Below are 16,700 nucleotides of genomic sequence, written 5' to 3' on the forward strand. Positions count from 1 at the left end.
AATATAAAGGAGAAATTATGACCATAGGAGATGGAATTGCTGCATTTGGTATAGCAATGTTTGGTATTGCTTTTATGATAGCAATTAGTAATGGACACAAAAATGATGGAACAATTGTATATGAAAAAGAAGAAGAAACATCAACTAATAAACCCTATAAAAAGAAGAAGAATTCCAATCATGACAAAGCAAATACCTAAAAATCTGTTATTTCTAGGATGACCTGATGTAATGCCACCTGTTGGCATGAATTCATTTGGTGTGTGGAGTTTGGTTTGTAGTGGATGATTTATCCATTCGCCAAGACCAATTAAAAAACAACCTAATGAAACAAGTTGTACTAAGCTATTACTTGTTTCTTGAATTTCAATAAAGAGAGAGAAAAAAAGTATAACTCCTGATAATACTGTTACTGCATGGTACCAGTAATCAATATTTAATTTAGCCAAAGGATTATCCATAAGTGAGCCTTTATATATAAGTTTGTAGCAAAATAATTATATCAAAGGTTCTCTTATGTGTAATACATAAAGAAAAGAAAAGTGCTGGAGCTATTTATATTTGAGTTATTTATATATTAGATAATTCAATAGTGGATATAAAACCCGACCGAAGTCGGGACAGTTATAAATAATTGTGAAGAAAGTCTATAACTGTTTTAATCAAAGCACTAGCTAGTGATTTGTTTGTTACTTTTCCTACATAGCGAGTAAGACAAGTACCTAAAATTAATGGTAATCCGATATACGAACACCACGCTATAATTATACAGATTAAAATTAGGGCAATATTTCTATTCCCTAAAAATGTTGGTAAATTAATCATTAGTTATTTTCCTTTAAAAAACTAATTCAGCCTTATAAAGGCACACAAGCTGAGCGACTGAACCTTGCAACGACCTACATTCCCACTCTTGAAAAAAGCAGTATTATCGGCGATGTATTGCTTAACTTCTAGGTTCGGAATGGAGCTAGGTGTTTCCAATACTCAATAATAACAAGGCAAAAAAAAAGCCATTCTTTCGAATGGCCCTTTAGTCGCTTTTTTGTGTGTTCTAAATGATTAAATACCTCTGTATCTGTAAGATCTTCACTTCTTACATTCCTAGGAGTTTAAAAATGAACTAACATGAACAACAAGTTAATTCCACGAAAATATTAAATAATAATCTCTAAGAAATAACTTCTGATGTACACGGATTATATAGAATTTTGTGTGCACTGTCAATACATTTGTTATAACACACTGGGTAACTTTATAAAATCATTCATTTTGTGAAGTATTTACACAGAAAAATTACAAAAAGTAATACTATTTATAAATATTTATACATATTTATAGAAGAACTTATTTAAAAAAAAGACTCTATTCTATATATAAGCCACCACAAAACTACAAATACAAAGGATGATTTCGATTTTTTTTAATACTGTGGTGGTTTTTATATGGAATAAAACTTGGTAGCGACATGAATGTCGGGACCAAAAAAATAAAGGATAAATATGAGTAAAAAAAATAAAATCTTATGCCCTGATAAGTAGGTATTAATTAGAAAAAGAAAAACAAGAGAATTAGAATTTAAACCAGTTATAAAAATGAAAGGATTAAATTATGCTAAGAAAGAATTACAATGAAGATTTAAGAAAATTAGATAATTTGGAAAAGACTTATCAATTAATTAAAAACAGAGCAGAAACAATAAGACAACAGTTTTTAAATGATGAAATTTATGAAGATACAATAGAGGGCAAAAAGCTAGGAAAAGAATTAGACACATCAGAAGAACTAGAAGAGTTTTTAAATGATGAAGTTGTAACTTTTGAAAGGGATAAAGATTTTAAAATTATTAGAGATAAAAAATTCGGAGCATGGGAAAATTATGTAACTGATATTTTATTTGATATGAAAGATATTAAATCCGATAAATTATATTTCTATGATAAATATAAAGATGATGATAGATTGTATGAATTGTACTTAAACTCAATGTCGATTTGGGATAAGGTCTTAGATGTTAAACATTTCAAAGAGCTTTTAATATATCTTGATAATGAAAAGTATATTGATGAAGTAAAAACAGCAAAATTTGAGTTCACTATTTTAGATAAAGAGCATGAAGATAGAAGAGAATTTAATGAGTACAAATTTATTATCACTTGTAATAATGGTTTAGAACTTGATTTGTTTGCAAATGGTAGAACAGAAACACATGAGAAAGTAAAAATCTATTCAAAAGATTATGAAGAGGATTACAGTTTTATAGGTACACATATTAAAGAGATAGTAAATAAATTTAGTCTTCTTAAAATGATTAGAACTGCAATAACTGGAATCGAAAATAAAAAATACAAAATGTATTTAAAGAAAGGATAAACCATGTGCAAAGCAATCATAATAAAAAGTAAACCGATCACAAAACCATATAAGCTGCAGGAACTAAAGAGAACAAATGAAGAGGAAGATTTAGAAAAACAAAATCCATTATTAATACCAAATGGAGTCAGATTAGGAACATTAAAAGATTTATATATAAGGAGAGTGAATGGATAAGCAAAAGCTATTAAATCTTTTATTACTAAAGATTGAAAATGTAAAAAATCAACCTGATAATACACTTTTTAATGTTGATATTAGAATAAAAGAAAAATCAAAATGCCCAAAGTGCAGTTCTTATAACTTTCTTTGTGGTGGAGTTACCATCTATGAAGAAGAGTGTAAAGACTGTGGTTATATATTTAGAGATGATTATTAAAAAAAAGGGGAAAAACTGTAAATGGAAAAAATAGAAATAACAATAGATGATGCAGTAGGTAGAAGAGTAAAAAGACTAAATAGACAAAAAGATTTTTTCAATATGCTCTTTAGCATACTTGTTATCTTACTTGTCGTAAAAGTAGCAATGGAAGTATCACAGTTTGAAAAAGAATATAAGCAAACTAAAGAGCTAATTAAAGTTACAAAAGAAAACACCAAAACATATACTAAGTTGTTGAATGTACTTGGTTATTTTGATATTGAAAAGGATGGGAAATAAGATGTGTAAAAAAGTGGATTTAAAAATAGAAGTAAACATTGAGTTTCAAATAAAAGAAGGGTTCTTAAGTGAAGAGTTAATGGATGCATATGAAGAGCATTTCCATGAAGTTTCTAATGATTTGGATTTCGATAGGTTTGAAACTAGAGAAGAAAAACACGAGGCAAATATTGGTTGGTACTTGATAAGAGGAGAAACTGATTTCATAGAAGGATATGGGAAGGTTGATGATTTTATTGAAAAATCGAATATCACTCTAACGGATGCAGAAAAATATTAAAGAATTAAGTAAAAAATATAAAAGGAAAAAGTATGAAAAAGTCAGTAGAAAAAGCTTTAAAAAAAAGTATTCAAAGTCTATTTGAATGTAGAGAAGAGGTTAAAGGTAAAAGAAGAGTGCAAATAGATAGAGCGATAGGACACTTATTAATGGCTACGAAAAAGAAAAAATAATAGTGAAATAGAAAGAATTATGAAGAGCCATAAACTCTTCATATTCTTAACTTTAAATCTGTAATTTACACTAAAAAGTGCTTGAAGATTATATCAAATGTAGTTTAAATTGAGTTTTGAGTATCAAGGCTTTGTTTAGATTATATAAGGAGAGGATTATGACTATAAATAAGTTTTTAGAAAAAGGTAAATTTTATTACCACATCTAAATTTGAACAAATTTCATTTTTTTAAGGCAACTTTTTAAAAGCAAATCTTTTATTATGCCATAGTTTTGAAGGCCCATATTTCATATTTTTAAAACCAAATGATTATAACAAAAATGAAATTCTCAAAATTATTAAAAAACACATTTTGTTTATTTTAATCCATATCTTTACATGATAGCTCCTTTCAAAATATTTACTACATTCTAAATTCACTTAGTGAAAATTGAAGGTAAGGTGTAAATTAAATTTTACAAAACTCCGAAACAATTTGGGGGTAGGGGATTTGTTAAATTTTAAAAAATGATAGGTGTCTTAATTGAAAACTAGCTTAAGCAGTTCATATTTTTACTCTAAATTTTAGAAAATACAAGTACCTCTTTCGCTTCCCTTCCCATTCGCCATGGCGAAACCCAACTTTATAAAACAATCAAGGAACAAACTATGAGTATAAATGAGAAACCAAATCTACCACTAAGAGTTGCAACTGCTTTTAGTGGTGGACTTGCTGCTGTTGAATTTGCTCTTAAATATGAGAATACAAAGCATGAGATAATCTTTGCTTGTGAGTGGGATAAATATGCAAGGCAACAGTATCTTAAGTTTCATGGTAAGCCTAAAACATTTTATAATGACATCAAAGAACTATGTGCAAAAAAGTATTTATTCTTTATTGATTTATTTGTTTGGGGTAGTCCTTGCCAAGATTTATCACTTAGTGGAAATCGTGAAGGTCTTACAGGAAGTAAATCATCACACTTCTTTCATGGTGCAAGAGTTCAAGAAGAAATGAAACCAAAAGTTTTCATCTTTGAAAATGTAGTCGGGCTTTTATCCTCAAATGGTGGAGCAGATTATAAACTTGTATGTGACACTTTTAGAAAACAAGGTTATTATATTCATTTATCAAGAATGAATGCAAAAGATTATGGAGATCCACAAAATAGAGATAGGATTTTTATAATTGGTTTTCTTGATGTAAATGCTTACCATAGATACAAAACACCTGAAAAAATACCACTTGAATTAAGACTTAAAGATGTTCTTCAAAAGTGGGTACCGGAGAAATACTTTTTATCTCAAAAAATGATTGATGGGTTTATTGCACATAAAGAGAGACACCAGGAAAGAGGTAATGGATTTGGTTTTAATCCCACAAGTGGAGACAAAGTTGCTGCATGTTTAAATACTGTATCCGGTAATCGATCAACTGATGATTATATAAAAGTAGGATATATAAATCAAAATACACAAGCGAGTAGCGTAGTGAGTGTAGATGGTGTATCAAATACATTAACAAGTGGCACTCATGGATATGCACAAGGCTACTTTATCAACTCAAATACAAAATCAGGATATGAAACTGCAAAAGACTATGACTGCATAAACTTATCAAGACCTACTTCAACTATAAGAAGAGGAAGAGTAGGAAAAGGTTATGCACAGACTTTAGAGTGTAGTGGGAATATTGGAGTTATCTATAACTTTATGATTAGAAGATTAACACCATTTGAAACATTTAGACTTCAAGGGTTAAAAGATGAAGATATTATATTAATAGTATCAGATACACAAGCATACAAAATATCAGGAAATGCAATCAATGTAACAGTTATGAGACATATATTAAGAGCATTGTATCAAAAGCAAGAGGTAGTTAGTCCAACTAGCTTATTTGACTTTATTTAAGGAGAAGATATGAACTTATTTGGAGAAAATCCCAAACAAAAAAGAAATATCCCAGAAGTACCTCAAAACTCAAAGCCATACTTTCCAAGTAATGGAAGTGAGGGCTTGTATTTTGAAGATATTAATTGCTTAAAATGTTCAAAGTATTCTAAGTGTTCAATACTAAGACGGACTTATGAAGGTAAAAAAGTTAAGCAATGGATTAAAGAAGAAGGCAAAGAGCCTAGATGTATAAGTTTAAGGAGAAAGTAGCATGAGCCTAAACCTATCAACAGATTTAGAAAACTACATCAAAAAAAGATATGAAGAACACAAAAGTTCAAGTTATAGACCTCTTGCTTTTGATGTTTTTAGAGAAAATATACTTTCAAATAAAAGTATAAAACAGCAGTTACATATAAAAGAACAGCAAAATAACAAAGAGTTTTATATATGTACTGGTAAATGTGGCAATACACTCCATAAGAGCAATTATACTTATATAAATGGCAAAAGAGACACAGAGTGTAAAGACTGCAAAAAAGAGCGAATAAGAGCAAGTAAAAGAGAGTATGCAGCAAAAAGAAGAGAAAGACTAAGAGAACTTAAATTGAAAGGGAGAGGAAGATGAATTTATTAATTGAAAAAATAATAAGAAAAATGTTTGAGGAAAATTGGAGTGGAGAAAGTACACTTAAAAGTATAGATACTATGAAAAAGCAATTACATAAAAATCTTAACGACCAACTTAATGGATATTGGAGTGGTCATACTGCATATTACATAATGACTAAAGGTGGATTTCTTATTGATGGCAAAAGTAGTACCAATAAACAATTAACACCATTAGGGGAAGTGTTTATAGAACAATATAACGAGGAAAAACAATGACACCAATAAAATTCAAATACATATTCAGTAATGGCAAAGAGTTTAAAAACACAATACTAACTCTTAAAGAGATTGAAAACGGGCAATTAAAAGCCTTTACAAATAATATACCATGTAGTTTTGAGTTGGTTGCTGTTTGTCAGTTTACAGGACTAAAAGTTAAAAATGATATTGAGATTTATAAAGGTGATATTGTTATTTATTATAAAGGATATGTTGATGATTCATGGACAGATAATATCCAAGGAAAACATGGAATTGTTGGACAAGATGAAGAAAATGGATATATATGGTATGCAACATTTATAAGAAATAAATTTAGTGGAGTTGGCAAATTAATACCTAGTGGAGATAATTTTGAAGTAATAGGCAACATCTACGAAAATAAAGAGTTATTGGAGGAATAAAACTATGAGCTATTATGACATTAAACAATTAAGCCAAAAAACACACTATTCAGTTAATACATTATATAAAAAAATCAAACACTTAAAACAAGGCGAGCACTATTTTAAACCAAATGGTGGTAAACTAATATTTGATGAAAGTGCGGTTGACTTCTTAGTGAAAGGAGAAAACAGCAATGGCAAAAGCATACCTACGGAAAGACAGCCAATTTGTTTGGATAAGTTTCTCTCATAATAACAAAAGATATAGAAAAAAAACTAAGTATGAAAAAAGCCAAAAGAATCTTAAATTAGTACAAGAAGAAATCATACCTGTAATGATGCATAAAATCAAAACAGGTGAAATCATACTTGAAAAAGTAAATAAAAAGTTATTCAAGTATTATAGCGATTTGTTTTTGAAATCTAAAAGAGATTTGAAGCCTAACTCATTAAAAGAGTATTCAAGGTATATTGGATTTTGGAATAGTTTTTTTGCTGATCGTGACATAAAAGAGATTAAAGCATCTGAAATAAAAGAAGCTATCTTTACTAAAGATATAAAAGTTCAAGGGATGAAGGACCATTTAGTTATTTGTAAAGGCATTTTTAATGAAGCCTTTATTGATGATGAGATTAATTCTAATCCTGTTGATAAAATTAGTTTACCAAAGGCAAAGAAAAAAGAGATTTTACCATTTACCAAAGAAGAAGTAAAAGCTATTCTTGATAATGCAAATGGTTTTTTCAAGGCTTATTTAGCAGTTGCTTTTTATACAGGAATTAGAACAGGTGAGCTACTTGCTCTAAAATGGCAAAATATAGATTTTAAAAATAAGAGAATCTATATTAATGCAACAGTAGGAAACTACAAAGAACAAACAACAAAAACAGGTACATCAACTAGATATGTTCCTTTATTTGATATTTTAGAGCCTTATCTAAGAGAACAACAAAAGAGAACAGGATTGAATAAAAATGTTTTTTGCACAAAGAATGGGAGACATTATTCATCATCTAATCTAACCATTTATGAATGGAGACCTTTATTAAGACGGATTAAAATCCCTGAAAGAAGAATGTACGAGACAAGACATACTTTTGCAACAAATATGATTGAGTCTCAACAGTTTAGTTTGAATCAAATAGCAGCATGGTTAGGTCATGCAAATATTCAAACTTTAATCAATAGATACAACAAATTTATTCCCTCAGAAATTGCCAAGTTTGATGGTCAATTTGATGTATTTAAAGGCGAAAATGACACAGAAAATGTCACGCAAAATATTACAAGTGCTTAAAAGCTTTATATAAAGGGCTTTTTAGATTATCTAGCCAAAAGGTATTTATTGCTGATTTTATAAATATTATTGCAGAATCAGCTTTTCCTATTGCAGTTATAGCTGAAAATGGAAAATATAAAGGGGTCATTTCAAAACGAACCCTATTAAAAACAATTGATGAAGGAGCTATAAATGGCTAGTGATCCATGGGGAAATGCCTCAACAGCACAAGCAGATAAAGCATCAAGTGTAGATTGGTCAAATGTTGCGCCTGATACAACTCCAATCCCATCTTTTGATATAACAAATCCCTTTGACCATAGTATTATTCCTTTTGGTTCTTGGGTAAATGATGGTATTAATTGGACAGTAGAAAACTTTAGGGAATTCTTTTTATCTGCAAAAGCACCTGTTGACGTGATTTTGAGATTTATTGAAACTTTTTTACAATCTCTTTCACCTTATGTAGTGATTGGATTTTTTGTTTTATTAGCTTTACAAGTATCTAGTAAAAAAATGGCACTTGGAACTTTTCTTTCACTTACATTTATTGGATTTATTGGGGCTTGGGATGCTAGTATGACTACTTTGGCATTGGTTATTACTTCTGTACTGTTTTCAGTTCTGATTGGCTTACCACTTGGAATATGGAGTGCAAAAAGTGATATGGTAGAAAAAATATTAAGACCTATTTTAGATGGTATGCAAACAACACCTGCCTTTGTATATTTGATTCCTATTGTTATGTTATTTGGAATAGGAAATGTTCCTGGTGTTATAGTTACTATTATTTTTGCTTTACCACCACTTATAAGACTTACAAATTTAGGAATTAGACAAGTGCCAGAGGACTTGATTGAAGCTTCAAGATCATTTGGGGCTAGTTCGTCTCAAATGCTTTTTAAAGTTCAACTTCCAGTTGCTATGCCTACAATTATGGCAGGGATAAACCAAACATTAATGCTTTCATTATCAATGGTTGTAATCGCTTCTATGATTGCAGTTGGAGGATTAGGTCAAATGGTTCTTAGAGGTATTGGAAGACTTGATATTGGTCTTGCAGCTGTTGGTGGTATAGGAATTGTTATCCTAGCAGTAATACTAGATAGAATCACTCAAGAGATGGGTAAAAAAGATAAAAAGAAAAAAAATAAATGGTATGAACAAGGACCAATTGGTTTAGTTTATAACTTAATAAATAAGGGAAAATAAATATGAAAAAAATATTAGTTAGTTTAATGGCTATTTTTTTAGCATCAAATCTATTTGGTGCAAAAGTTACATTTTTAAAGACAAGTATTGCAGAAGAAGGTTTTCAAATGTATATTGCTGCTGATGCAGTAAAAAAATTAGGTTATGATGTAGAAATTACAAATGATGTTAGTTATGAAGTTGCTTTTCAAACAATTGCTCAAAATGCAAAAAGTAAAGATGCTTATATTATGGCAGCAGCATGGGTTCCTCTTCATGATGAAAAAATAAAAGGTGCTGGTGGAAGTGAAAAAATTGCTGTTATTGGGTCGTATATTGAAAATTGTGCTCAAGGTTATCTAATAGATAAAAAAACAGCAGATAAATACAATATCAAATATATCAATGATTTAAAAGATCCAAAAATCGCAAAACTATTTGATTCAAATGGTGATGGTAAAGCTGACTTATCAGGGTGTGATGCTGGTTGGGGTTGTGAAAAAGTGATTGAGTATCAATTGGATGCATATGGTTTAAGAGATACAATTACACATAATCAAGGACAATATGCTTCAATCATCACTGATACAATTGCAAGATATAAAAGTGGAAAACCAATTTTATATTATACTTGGACTCCATATTGGGTAAGTGGAAGATTAGTTCCTGGTAAAGATACAGTATTTTTGCAAGTAACTCATTCAGCTCATCCCGTAACTAAGTCTACAAAACTTCCAAATGGTGCTGATTATGGATTTAATGTAAATACTCAAAAATTTGCAGCAAATGCCTCTTTACTTAAAAACTATAAAGATATCGCTAAATTATTAGAAATAATGAAATTAGATGTAAATGATGTAAGTGGTGAAAATATGCTTATGGCACAAGGTCAAAATAAAGAAACTGATATTAAAAGACACGCTCAAATGTGGCTTAAAAATAATGCTGACAAAATAAATAGCTGGGTAGCAGAAGCTAAAAAAGCTAAATAATTTACAAAGTATATCATTCCTATAAAAATTATTTATAGGAATGATAATAAAGTTAAGTTGCTATTTGGTTTGTTTGTAATACACTGAAAAAAGTTTAGAAGAACACTTAAAATATTCATACCGCGGAATAGAGCAGTCCGGTAGCTCGTCGGGCTCATAACCCGAAGGTCGTAGGTTCAAATCCTGCTTCCGCAACCAATCACTTAGACAATATCTATATCAACTAATAATTCTATTAACTCATTTTTTAAAGGTCTTTTTAACTATAATAACATTTCAAAAAAATTATATAATTATATAGGATATTATGTTGGAAAATGAAATCAATAAAGATATAGCTACAACCTTCTTAAAAGGACTTAGTGTTATTGAAGCCTTTGACCACGAAAATCCTAGCATGACACTAACTGATGTTGCAAAAAAAGTTAATATTACTCGTTCAAGCGCAAGAAGATTTTTACTTTCTCTTGAATCTTTAGGTTATGCAACTCAAAATGATAAACTTTTTTCTCTTACTCCTAAAATTATAAATTTAGGTTATAGTTATTTTGCTTCATTATCATGGACAGACTTAGCCTATAAATATGTAAAAATGGTCGTAAAAGAGTGCAAATTGTCTTGTGCAGTTTCTATTTTAGATGGAGAAAATATTACTTGTATTATGAGAGTAAATTCTTCTAAAATTTTAAAAGGTGGTATTCATGTAGGTGGTAAATTACCTGCACCATACACTGCAACAGGAAGACTGTTTATGGCAGAAATGAATGATAAAGAATTGCGTGAATACTTAACAAAAACTCCTTTGCAAAGATATACTTCCAAAACAATCACAGATCCTAATAAACTTTTTGAAAAAATCAAATCAGAAAGAAATCAACCCTATCAAGTAATAGAAGAAGAGTTAGAAGATGGCCTTTTAGCTATTGCTGCTCCAATTTATGACTCTCACCATAAAATTCTTGGCTGTATGACTATTGGTACTTATATGAGTGAGGAAAATGCTAAATACTTAAAAGAGTATGTATTACCTATGTTAATTGATGCAGCAAATAATGCTACTGAAGCAATAGTACTTTTAAAACACTAAAATTTAATTCATAATCCTTTTAACACATTTTATTCTACTTTCTTTTGTAAATATTTTAATATATTTATAAAATCTATTTTTCTTATTTTTTAGATAAATTTAGAAGTTACTATATTTAGGCTATTTTGGACATAAAAATCTATTTTTCTTTTAAAAATGTTCATTTATCGAACTTTTGCAAATTAAGCGAACTTTTATTTTGCCAATGTTATAGTTTCTAATCACAATAAAGGAGTGAAAATGAGAAAATTTGATTATTTATCAAAAATGATATTAAGTGCAGCTGCTTTTTTAGCATTAACTGCAACTGTTGCTCTGGCAAAGTATCCAGATAGACCGATTACAATGATTGTTGCTTATAGTGCTGGGGGTGGTACTGATATAGCAGCAAGAACCCTTGCCCCATATATTGAAAAATATATTGGAACATCAATTACTGTTATAAATAAAGCAGGTGCTGGGGGACAAATTGGTTTTACAGAGCTTGCTCATTCAAAACCAGATGGTTATACAATTGGATTTATTAATACACCGAATGTATTAACAATCCCAATTCAAAGAAAAACTAAATATTCTTTAAAAGATTTAGCACCAGTTGCTAATGTTGTCTATGATCCAGGTGCTTTTTCTATGCTTGCAACTAGTAAAATTAAGACTTTAAAAGATCTTATTGCCTTTGCAAAAGAAAATCCAGGTGCTGTAACTTATGGAACTACAGGAATAGGTTCAGATGATCACTTAGCAGCTTTACAATTTGAAAGACAAAATGGAATTGTAATGACTCATATTCCATATAAAGGTAATAACAAAGTAAGAGCTGCATTATTAGGTGGACATATCATGATGGCAAGTATGAATATAAGCCAGTCAATTGATGACTTTAAAGATGGGAAAATAACAATATTTGGACAAATGTCAGAAAAAAGATGGGAAGGAGCACCTCAAATCCCTACTTTTAAAGAACAAGGGTTTGACATAATTATGGGTTCAGATAGAGGTATAGGTGCACCAGCAGGAATAGATCCAAAAATTGTTTCAACAATTTCTGATGCTGTTGCTAAAGCAATAGCTGATCCAGAATTTCAAGAGAAAGCAAAAAAACAAAGTCTTCCTTTAACATATATGTCAGCTAAAGAGTTTACAGAGCATTTAGAAAAATCAGAAAAAAACTTTCAAAAAATTTGGGATGAAACCCCTTGGGCCAAAAAATAGTTTTTTTACAATAGAAGATATTTAATATCTTCTATTATTACTTTAAATTTAGGGGAAGGGAAATGATAAAGAAAATTTATTTAGAAATTATTATATCAATAAGTTTGGTAGGAATATGCTTAGCGGGATTAATATTTGAAGTAAGTACTTATAGTGGAACATCATCAATTATGCCTTATGGTGTATTAACTATAGCAGGTGTGCTTTCGTTATTTTGGTTTATTCAATCAATTTTAGAATTAAGAAAAACTCAAGTATTAGAAAAAGATGTATTTGAAGGTAGTATTGAAAGTAAAAGATTTTTTGTATTTTTTTGTATTACTTTAATATATGTAATTGGTATTACCTTAATTGGATTTTTTACAGCAACAATTATTGCCATACCAATTATATCTATAAGTATGGGATATAGAAGTTTGGTGGGAATTGCTGTCACAACAGTTTTATTTACTGCAATTATATTTATTGTATTTAGTTTATTTTTAAAAGTTCCTCTTCCTCTTGAGATTTGGAACAAATTATTGGGGGCTTCATAATGGATATTTTAAATCATATTTTGGCAGCTATTCCATTAGTCTTTACAGTAGAAGTTTTTATAGCAATGATTGTTGGTACAACTATTGGGATTGCAGTAGGGGCATTACCAGGACTTTCTGCGACAATGGGGATTGCGGTACTTATTCCTATTACATTTACAATGCATCCTTTGACTGCATTAGGAATGATTGCAGGTATTTATAATGGTGCCATGTATGGTGGTTCTATTCCTGCAATTTTGTTAAGAATCCCTGGAACTCCAGCGGGTGTTGCAACTGTATTTGATGGTTACCCAATGGCGCAACAAGGAAGAGGACCTTTGGCTTTAAATATTTCATTGGCTTCTTCTGCCATAGGTAGTGGGTTTAGTGCAATTGCCTTATTACTTTTAGCTCCACCTTTAGCATCAATTGCCATAAATTTTGGTCCTGCTGATTATTTTTGGTTGGCATTGTTTGGACTGACTACTATTTCTGTATTGATGAGTAATAATCCAGTAAAAGGTTTGTTAAGTGCTTGTTTTGGATTAGTTGTAGGTATGGTAGGGATTGATTTTACAACAGGAGATCAAAGATTTGTATTTGATACAACTGAACTACTAGGAGGAGTTAATATAATTATTATATTAACAGGTCTTTATGCTATTCCTCCAGCAATAGAATTAGCTATAAAATCTAGTTCAGCAGATGCCAATGGACTTAAACTTGAACAAAAGAAAGAGAACTTTCGTTGGCTTTCATTGACAATGGTTTGGTTAAAGTCTTCTGCTATTGGTATTGTAATAGGGATTATTCCAGCATTAGGTGGAAATGTAGCTGCTTTATTAGCTTGGAATGAACAAAGACGATCAGATAAAGATAAATCAAAATATATGAATGGGGCACCAGAAGGTGTTGCAGCAGCTGAATGTGCAAATAATGCAGATACAGCAGCTACACTAATTCCTGCAATTACACTTGGAATTCCAGGAAATGCAGTTGCAGCAGTTATTCTTGGAGCTTTATTGGTTCATGGATTAAGACCTGGACCTGATTTATTTACTGAAAATGGTGATATTGTATATGGCTTTATGCTTACTATGTTTATAACAGCTATTCTAATGTTTGTTATAGGTAGAATCGGCGCAAAAGCTTATATCCATGTATTAAAATTACCCTCAGCCTTATTAGCACCAATGATATTATCATTGACTTTAATTGGAGTGTATGCAGTACATAATAGCATGTTTGAAGTAGGGTTAATGTTGTGTTTTGGGTTAATCGGATTTATAATGGAAAAATTATCAATTCCAACTGCACCTGCTGTACTTGCAGTAATTCTTGGACCAATGGCTGAAGAGTCATTGAGAAGAGCGATGTTAATATCAAGAGATTCAATCGGGTATTTATTTCAAAGTTATATTTCATGGATTATTATTGCAATGATTGCAATTACACTTATTACACCTATATTGAAATATTTTAGAAATAGATCTAAAAAAACTATAATTAATGAAGAGTAATAAATGAATAATGATAAGTTAAAAAAACTAGAAAATATAGCAACAACCTTAATTAGTGATACTCGTTCGAGAATGTCAGGAATTGTTGGATTAAAAAGAATAGATAGTGGTTTTAGAACTGTGGGGCGTGCTTTTACAATAAAGACGCGACCCTCTGATAATCTTGCTATTTATGAAGCTCTTACAAAAGTAAAGCCAGGTGATTTTTTAGTAGTAGAATCTGGTGATAATTGTACTAATGCTCTTGTAGGAGAATTAATAACTTTACAATTAGAAAAATTAGGTGGTGTGGGAATTATTGTTGATGGGGCAATCAGAGATTATGACAAACTACATGCTTCTACAACTTTGGCATGTTATGCTAGAGGAATATCACACAAAGGACCATTTAAAACTGGACCTGGTTTTTTAAATGTTCCAGTAAGTATTTGTGGACAAATAGTAAATCCTGGAGATATTGTTGTGGCTGATGATGATGGAATTGTTACTTTTCCAGAAGAAGAATTAGAGGCAGTTTTATTAGCAGTCCAAGAGAGAATAAAAATAGAAGAAAAAGTCATGGATGAAATAAATACAACACCTCATTCAATGGTATGGATTCAAGATATTATAAATGTAGCAAAAAGTACTAGTAAATAAAAGTTAAATCTTAGGAGTAAATAATTATGAATGATAATTTAAAAAATGGAGAACTATTTGATATTGAATTATTGAAAAAAATAAGAAAAAAGTTTTCACATATAAATATTGATCCTAAATCAAAAGAAAAAAGACTTTTCTTTGATAATTCTGGCGGAGCTTTTAGATTAAAAGCTGCCAGTAAAGTATTTAAATACATCGATGAGTACCCAGATTGTCCAGAGCATGGAAATAAAACTGCAAAATGGTTGATGGAAATACAAGAAAAAGGATATGAGTCAATTAAAACTATGTTAAATTTTGATTCAGGAAGTATTATTACTTCATATACTGCATCAACTGTTATGTTTAATATGATAAGAGCAGTGATTGAAAATGTTGCAGGAAAAAATATTGTTACGACTGCTTTAGAACATCCTTCTTCTTATGATGCTGTAGTAAGTTATGCAAATAAAAATAATAAAGAAGTAAGAGTTGCTAAAACAAACCCCAAAACAGGTGGAGTAGATGTCCAAGAGATAGTGAAACTTATTGATAAAAACACTTCTCTTTTAGTATTTATGTATGCTTCAAATATATCAGGAGCCTTATTAGATGCTCAAAAAATAGTAAAAGAGTGTAGAAAAATAAAGCCAGACCTTTTTATCATAGCAGATGCTGTTCAACATGCACCCCATGGAATAATTGATATAAAAAAAGTTCCTGTAGATGGTCTAAATTTTGCACCTTATAAGTTTTTTGGTCCAAGAGGTTTTGGAGTGGGATATGCTTCTAAAAGATTAGCAAAACTCTCACATGATAAATTAATAGCAAAGCCAGAGGATTTCTGGGAATTGGGAAGTCCATCTCCATCACATTTTGCAGCTTTAACAGAAGTACTTAATTATGTTTGTTGGATAGGTAAGCATTATTTAAAAAGTAAAAATAAAAGAGAACTTTTTGAAGAGGGAATGACTCGTATAAAATTACATGAAAGAGCATTAATGTATTTTATGTTAGAAGGAACTTCAAAAACACAAGGATTAAGAAGTATTAATGGAGTAAAAGTTTATTTAGACTGTGAAGATTTAAGAAAAAAAGATTTTATCATGGCAATTGGTTTTGATAAGTTAGGATTTAAAAAAGCAGTAAAAGAGTATGAAAAACAAGGGGTGATTACATTTGAAAGAGTTATTTCTAGTCCATATTCTTCTCGTATGCTTGAATCCTTTGATTTAAAAGGAAGTATAAGAGTTTCTCCTCTTCATTGTCATAGTTTAAAAGATATAGAAAAATTCTTAAAAATCACAAGAAAAATTTCTCAACTATTATAATAGAGATCCTTAATATTTGATTTGAAATTCACCACTATATAAAGCACCAATTGAGCTCTGCTTTATATGGCTTATTTTACTATGTTGACTACCACTTTTTAATATAGTGATAAATTCATTTAATCTATTCTCTTTGCAAGTTACAACAGCTTCAACATCTCCATTGGCTAAGTTTTTAATGTAACCACTAAATTTAGCTCTATTGGCATTGGTTGTTACACTTTTTCTATAAAATACACCTTGTACTTTTCCACTTATTATAAATTTGTAGCTTTTCATTAGTATTTACTTTATTCAAGAATTTTGT

23 protein-coding genes, 1 tRNA gene and 1 rRNA gene are annotated in these 16,700 nt (G+C 30.0%); 23 read left to right on the forward strand and 2 right to left on the reverse strand.

Annotated elements, in window-relative coordinates:
• The first annotated feature begins 17 nt into the window (after positions 1–17).
• Positions 18–200 carry a hypothetical protein gene (locus tag ACNI3D_RS01725; RefSeq protein ID WP_419767263.1) on the forward strand — a complete coding sequence of 61 codons (183 nt, stop codon included), beginning with the start codon at positions 18–20 and terminating at the stop codon, positions 198–200.
• 686 nt (positions 201–886) lie between these two features.
• On the opposite strand, the gene rrf is transcribed toward ACNI3D_RS01725, so the two are convergent.
• Positions 887–1,002: ribosomal RNA gene (rrf, locus tag ACNI3D_RS01730) — 5S ribosomal RNA — on the reverse strand.
• A gap of 609 nt (positions 1,003–1,611) precedes the next feature.
• Between rrf and ACNI3D_RS01735 the strand changes: the two genes are divergently transcribed.
• The 22 genes from ACNI3D_RS01735 (at position 1,612) to ACNI3D_RS01840 (ending at position 16,393) form a co-directional block, all read left to right on the forward strand.
• Positions 1,612–2,373, forward strand: a complete 762-nt coding sequence (locus ACNI3D_RS01735; protein WP_419767264.1) for a hypothetical protein — start codon at positions 1,612–1,614, stop codon at positions 2,371–2,373.
• Positions 2,374–2,376: 3 nt separating this feature from the next.
• Positions 2,377–2,550 carry a hypothetical protein gene (locus ACNI3D_RS01740; RefSeq protein ID WP_419767265.1) on the forward strand — a complete coding sequence of 58 codons (174 nt, stop codon included), beginning with the start codon at positions 2,377–2,379 and terminating at the stop codon, positions 2,548–2,550.
• A complete protein-coding gene (locus ACNI3D_RS01745) occupies positions 2,543–2,752 on the forward strand; it encodes a hypothetical protein (protein ID WP_419767266.1) in 210 nt (69 codons plus the stop codon). The genes ACNI3D_RS01740 and ACNI3D_RS01745 overlap by 8 nt, the downstream gene beginning before the upstream one ends.
• A gap of 21 nt (positions 2,753–2,773) precedes the next feature.
• Positions 2,774–3,034 carry a hypothetical protein gene (locus ACNI3D_RS01750; protein WP_419767267.1) on the forward strand — a complete coding sequence of 87 codons (261 nt, stop codon included), beginning with the start codon at positions 2,774–2,776 and terminating at the stop codon, positions 3,032–3,034.
• A gap of 1 nt (position 3,035) precedes the next feature.
• Complete coding sequence (locus ACNI3D_RS01755) at positions 3,036–3,314, forward strand: hypothetical protein (RefSeq protein WP_419767268.1); 279 nt, start codon at positions 3,036–3,038, stop codon at positions 3,312–3,314.
• 32 nt (positions 3,315–3,346) lie between these two features.
• Complete coding sequence (locus ACNI3D_RS01760; protein WP_419767269.1) at positions 3,347–3,487, forward strand: hypothetical protein; 141 nt, start codon at positions 3,347–3,349, stop codon at positions 3,485–3,487.
• Between the two features lie 650 nt (positions 3,488–4,137).
• The gene (gene dcm, locus ACNI3D_RS01765; RefSeq protein ID WP_419767270.1) at positions 4,138–5,382 is read left to right on the forward strand and encodes a DNA (cytosine-5-)-methyltransferase; all 1,245 of its coding nucleotides are present in this window, start codon (positions 4,138–4,140) and stop codon (positions 5,380–5,382) included.
• Between the two features lie 9 nt (positions 5,383–5,391).
• A complete protein-coding gene (locus ACNI3D_RS01770; protein WP_419767271.1) occupies positions 5,392–5,634 on the forward strand; it encodes a hypothetical protein in 243 nt (80 codons plus the stop codon).
• Between the two features lies 1 nt (position 5,635).
• The gene (locus tag ACNI3D_RS01775) at positions 5,636–5,992 is read left to right on the forward strand and encodes a hypothetical protein (RefSeq protein ID WP_419767272.1); all 357 of its coding nucleotides are present in this window, start codon (positions 5,636–5,638) and stop codon (positions 5,990–5,992) included.
• On the forward strand, positions 5,989–6,252 hold the full coding sequence (locus tag ACNI3D_RS01780; RefSeq protein ID WP_419767273.1) for a hypothetical protein: 264 nt from the start codon (positions 5,989–5,991) through the stop codon (positions 6,250–6,252). Before ACNI3D_RS01775 ends, ACNI3D_RS01780 begins: the two co-directional genes overlap by 4 nt.
• Positions 6,249–6,659 (forward strand): YopX family protein, encoded by a 411-nt coding sequence (locus ACNI3D_RS01785; RefSeq protein ID WP_419767274.1) that lies wholly within the window; start codon positions 6,249–6,251, stop codon positions 6,657–6,659. The genes ACNI3D_RS01780 and ACNI3D_RS01785 overlap by 4 nt, the downstream gene beginning before the upstream one ends.
• A 4-nt stretch (positions 6,660–6,663) precedes the next feature.
• The gene (locus ACNI3D_RS01790) at positions 6,664–6,894 is read left to right on the forward strand and encodes a hypothetical protein (RefSeq protein WP_419767275.1); all 231 of its coding nucleotides are present in this window, start codon (positions 6,664–6,666) and stop codon (positions 6,892–6,894) included.
• Positions 6,836–7,939, forward strand: coding sequence for a tyrosine-type recombinase/integrase (locus ACNI3D_RS01795; RefSeq protein WP_419767276.1), 1,104 nt, complete (start codon positions 6,836–6,838; stop codon positions 7,937–7,939). The genes ACNI3D_RS01790 and ACNI3D_RS01795 overlap by 59 nt, the downstream gene beginning before the upstream one ends.
• A gap of 174 nt (positions 7,940–8,113) precedes the next feature.
• A complete protein-coding gene (gene proW / locus ACNI3D_RS01800; RefSeq protein WP_419768031.1) occupies positions 8,114–9,133 on the forward strand; it encodes a glycine betaine/L-proline ABC transporter permease ProW in 1,020 nt (339 codons plus the stop codon).
• Between the two features lie 2 nt (positions 9,134–9,135).
• Positions 9,136–10,104 (forward strand): glycine betaine/L-proline ABC transporter substrate-binding protein ProX, encoded by a 969-nt coding sequence (proX, locus tag ACNI3D_RS01805; RefSeq protein WP_419768032.1) that lies wholly within the window; start codon positions 9,136–9,138, stop codon positions 10,102–10,104.
• Between the two features lie 121 nt (positions 10,105–10,225).
• Positions 10,226–10,302: transfer RNA gene (locus ACNI3D_RS01810), tRNA-Met, on the forward strand.
• Positions 10,303–10,414: 112 nt separating this feature from the next.
• Complete coding sequence (locus tag ACNI3D_RS01815; RefSeq protein ID WP_419768033.1) at positions 10,415–11,191, forward strand: IclR family transcriptional regulator domain-containing protein; 777 nt, start codon at positions 10,415–10,417, stop codon at positions 11,189–11,191.
• A 240-nt stretch (positions 11,192–11,431) separates the two neighbouring features.
• Complete coding sequence (locus ACNI3D_RS01820) at positions 11,432–12,403, forward strand: tripartite tricarboxylate transporter substrate binding protein (protein ID WP_419768034.1); 972 nt, start codon at positions 11,432–11,434, stop codon at positions 12,401–12,403.
• Positions 12,404–12,465: 62 nt separating this feature from the next.
• The gene (locus ACNI3D_RS01825) at positions 12,466–12,939 is read left to right on the forward strand and encodes a tripartite tricarboxylate transporter TctB family protein (protein WP_129100953.1); all 474 of its coding nucleotides are present in this window, start codon (positions 12,466–12,468) and stop codon (positions 12,937–12,939) included.
• Positions 12,939–14,441, forward strand: a complete 1,503-nt coding sequence (locus tag ACNI3D_RS01830) for a tripartite tricarboxylate transporter permease (RefSeq protein ID WP_419768035.1) — start codon at positions 12,939–12,941, stop codon at positions 14,439–14,441. The genes ACNI3D_RS01825 and ACNI3D_RS01830 overlap by 1 nt, the downstream gene beginning before the upstream one ends.
• Positions 14,442–14,444: 3 nt before the next feature.
• Positions 14,445–15,080 (forward strand): RraA family protein, encoded by a 636-nt coding sequence (locus tag ACNI3D_RS01835; RefSeq protein WP_375722576.1) that lies wholly within the window; start codon positions 14,445–14,447, stop codon positions 15,078–15,080.
• 26 nt (positions 15,081–15,106) lie between these two features.
• Positions 15,107–16,393 (forward strand): aminotransferase class V-fold PLP-dependent enzyme, encoded by a 1,287-nt coding sequence (locus ACNI3D_RS01840; RefSeq protein WP_419768036.1) that lies wholly within the window; start codon positions 15,107–15,109, stop codon positions 16,391–16,393.
• A 9-nt stretch (positions 16,394–16,402) separates the two neighbouring features.
• Here the strand turns inward: ACNI3D_RS01840 and ACNI3D_RS01845 are convergent, their stop codons facing one another.
• Positions 16,403–16,672, reverse strand: a complete 270-nt coding sequence (locus ACNI3D_RS01845) for an acylphosphatase (protein ID WP_419768037.1) — start codon at positions 16,670–16,672, stop codon at positions 16,403–16,405.
• Positions 16,673–16,700 lie beyond the last annotated feature (28 nt).

The sequence above is a fragment of the Arcobacter siniprincipis (SeqCode) genome (genome assembly GCF_048571125.1).
In the GTDB taxonomy this organism is placed as follows: Bacteria; Campylobacterota; Campylobacteria; order Campylobacterales; family Arcobacteraceae; genus Arcobacter; species Arcobacter siniprincipis.

Bases quoted from the DNA above. Each gene is read 5' to 3' on its own strand.
- ACNI3D_RS01825 (WP_129100953.1), top strand. From the start codon at position 12,466: ATGATAAAGAAAATTTATTTAGAAATTATTATATCAATAAGTTTGGTA.
- ACNI3D_RS01840 (WP_419768036.1), top strand. From the start codon at position 15,107: ATGAATGATAATTTAAAAAATGGAGAACTATTTGATATTGAATTATTG.
- ACNI3D_RS01790 (WP_419767275.1), top strand. From the start codon at position 6,664: ATGAGCTATTATGACATTAAACAATTAAGCCAAAAAACACACTATTCA.
- proX (WP_419768032.1), top strand. From the start codon at position 9,136: ATGAAAAAAATATTAGTTAGTTTAATGGCTATTTTTTTAGCATCAAAT.
- ACNI3D_RS01775 (WP_419767272.1), top strand. From the start codon at position 5,636: ATGAGCCTAAACCTATCAACAGATTTAGAAAACTACATCAAAAAAAGA.
- ACNI3D_RS01845 (WP_419768037.1), bottom strand. From the start codon at position 16,672: ATGAAAAGCTACAAATTTATAATAAGTGGAAAAGTACAAGGTGTATTT.
- ACNI3D_RS01770 (WP_419767271.1), top strand. From the start codon at position 5,392: ATGAACTTATTTGGAGAAAATCCCAAACAAAAAAGAAATATCCCAGAA.
- ACNI3D_RS01780 (WP_419767273.1), top strand. From the start codon at position 5,989: ATGAATTTATTAATTGAAAAAATAATAAGAAAAATGTTTGAGGAAAAT.
- ACNI3D_RS01725 (WP_419767263.1), top strand. From the start codon at position 18: ATGACCATAGGAGATGGAATTGCTGCATTTGGTATAGCAATGTTTGGT.
- ACNI3D_RS01795 (WP_419767276.1), top strand. From the start codon at position 6,836: ATGGCAAAAGCATACCTACGGAAAGACAGCCAATTTGTTTGGATAAGT.
- ACNI3D_RS01755 (WP_419767268.1), top strand. From the start codon at position 3,036: ATGTGTAAAAAAGTGGATTTAAAAATAGAAGTAAACATTGAGTTTCAA.
- ACNI3D_RS01760 (WP_419767269.1), top strand. From the start codon at position 3,347: ATGAAAAAGTCAGTAGAAAAAGCTTTAAAAAAAAGTATTCAAAGTCTA.
- ACNI3D_RS01830 (WP_419768035.1), top strand. From the start codon at position 12,939: ATGGATATTTTAAATCATATTTTGGCAGCTATTCCATTAGTCTTTACA.
- ACNI3D_RS01745 (WP_419767266.1), top strand. From the start codon at position 2,543: ATGGATAAGCAAAAGCTATTAAATCTTTTATTACTAAAGATTGAAAAT.
- ACNI3D_RS01740 (WP_419767265.1), top strand. From the start codon at position 2,377: ATGTGCAAAGCAATCATAATAAAAAGTAAACCGATCACAAAACCATAT.
- ACNI3D_RS01820 (WP_419768034.1), top strand. From the start codon at position 11,432: ATGAGAAAATTTGATTATTTATCAAAAATGATATTAAGTGCAGCTGCT.
- proW (WP_419768031.1), top strand. From the start codon at position 8,114: ATGGCTAGTGATCCATGGGGAAATGCCTCAACAGCACAAGCAGATAAA.
- ACNI3D_RS01785 (WP_419767274.1), top strand. From the start codon at position 6,249: ATGACACCAATAAAATTCAAATACATATTCAGTAATGGCAAAGAGTTT.
- ACNI3D_RS01750 (WP_419767267.1), top strand. From the start codon at position 2,774: ATGGAAAAAATAGAAATAACAATAGATGATGCAGTAGGTAGAAGAGTA.
- dcm (WP_419767270.1), top strand. From the start codon at position 4,138: ATGAGTATAAATGAGAAACCAAATCTACCACTAAGAGTTGCAACTGCT.
- ACNI3D_RS01835 (WP_375722576.1), top strand. From the start codon at position 14,445: ATGAATAATGATAAGTTAAAAAAACTAGAAAATATAGCAACAACCTTA.
- ACNI3D_RS01735 (WP_419767264.1), top strand. From the start codon at position 1,612: ATGCTAAGAAAGAATTACAATGAAGATTTAAGAAAATTAGATAATTTG.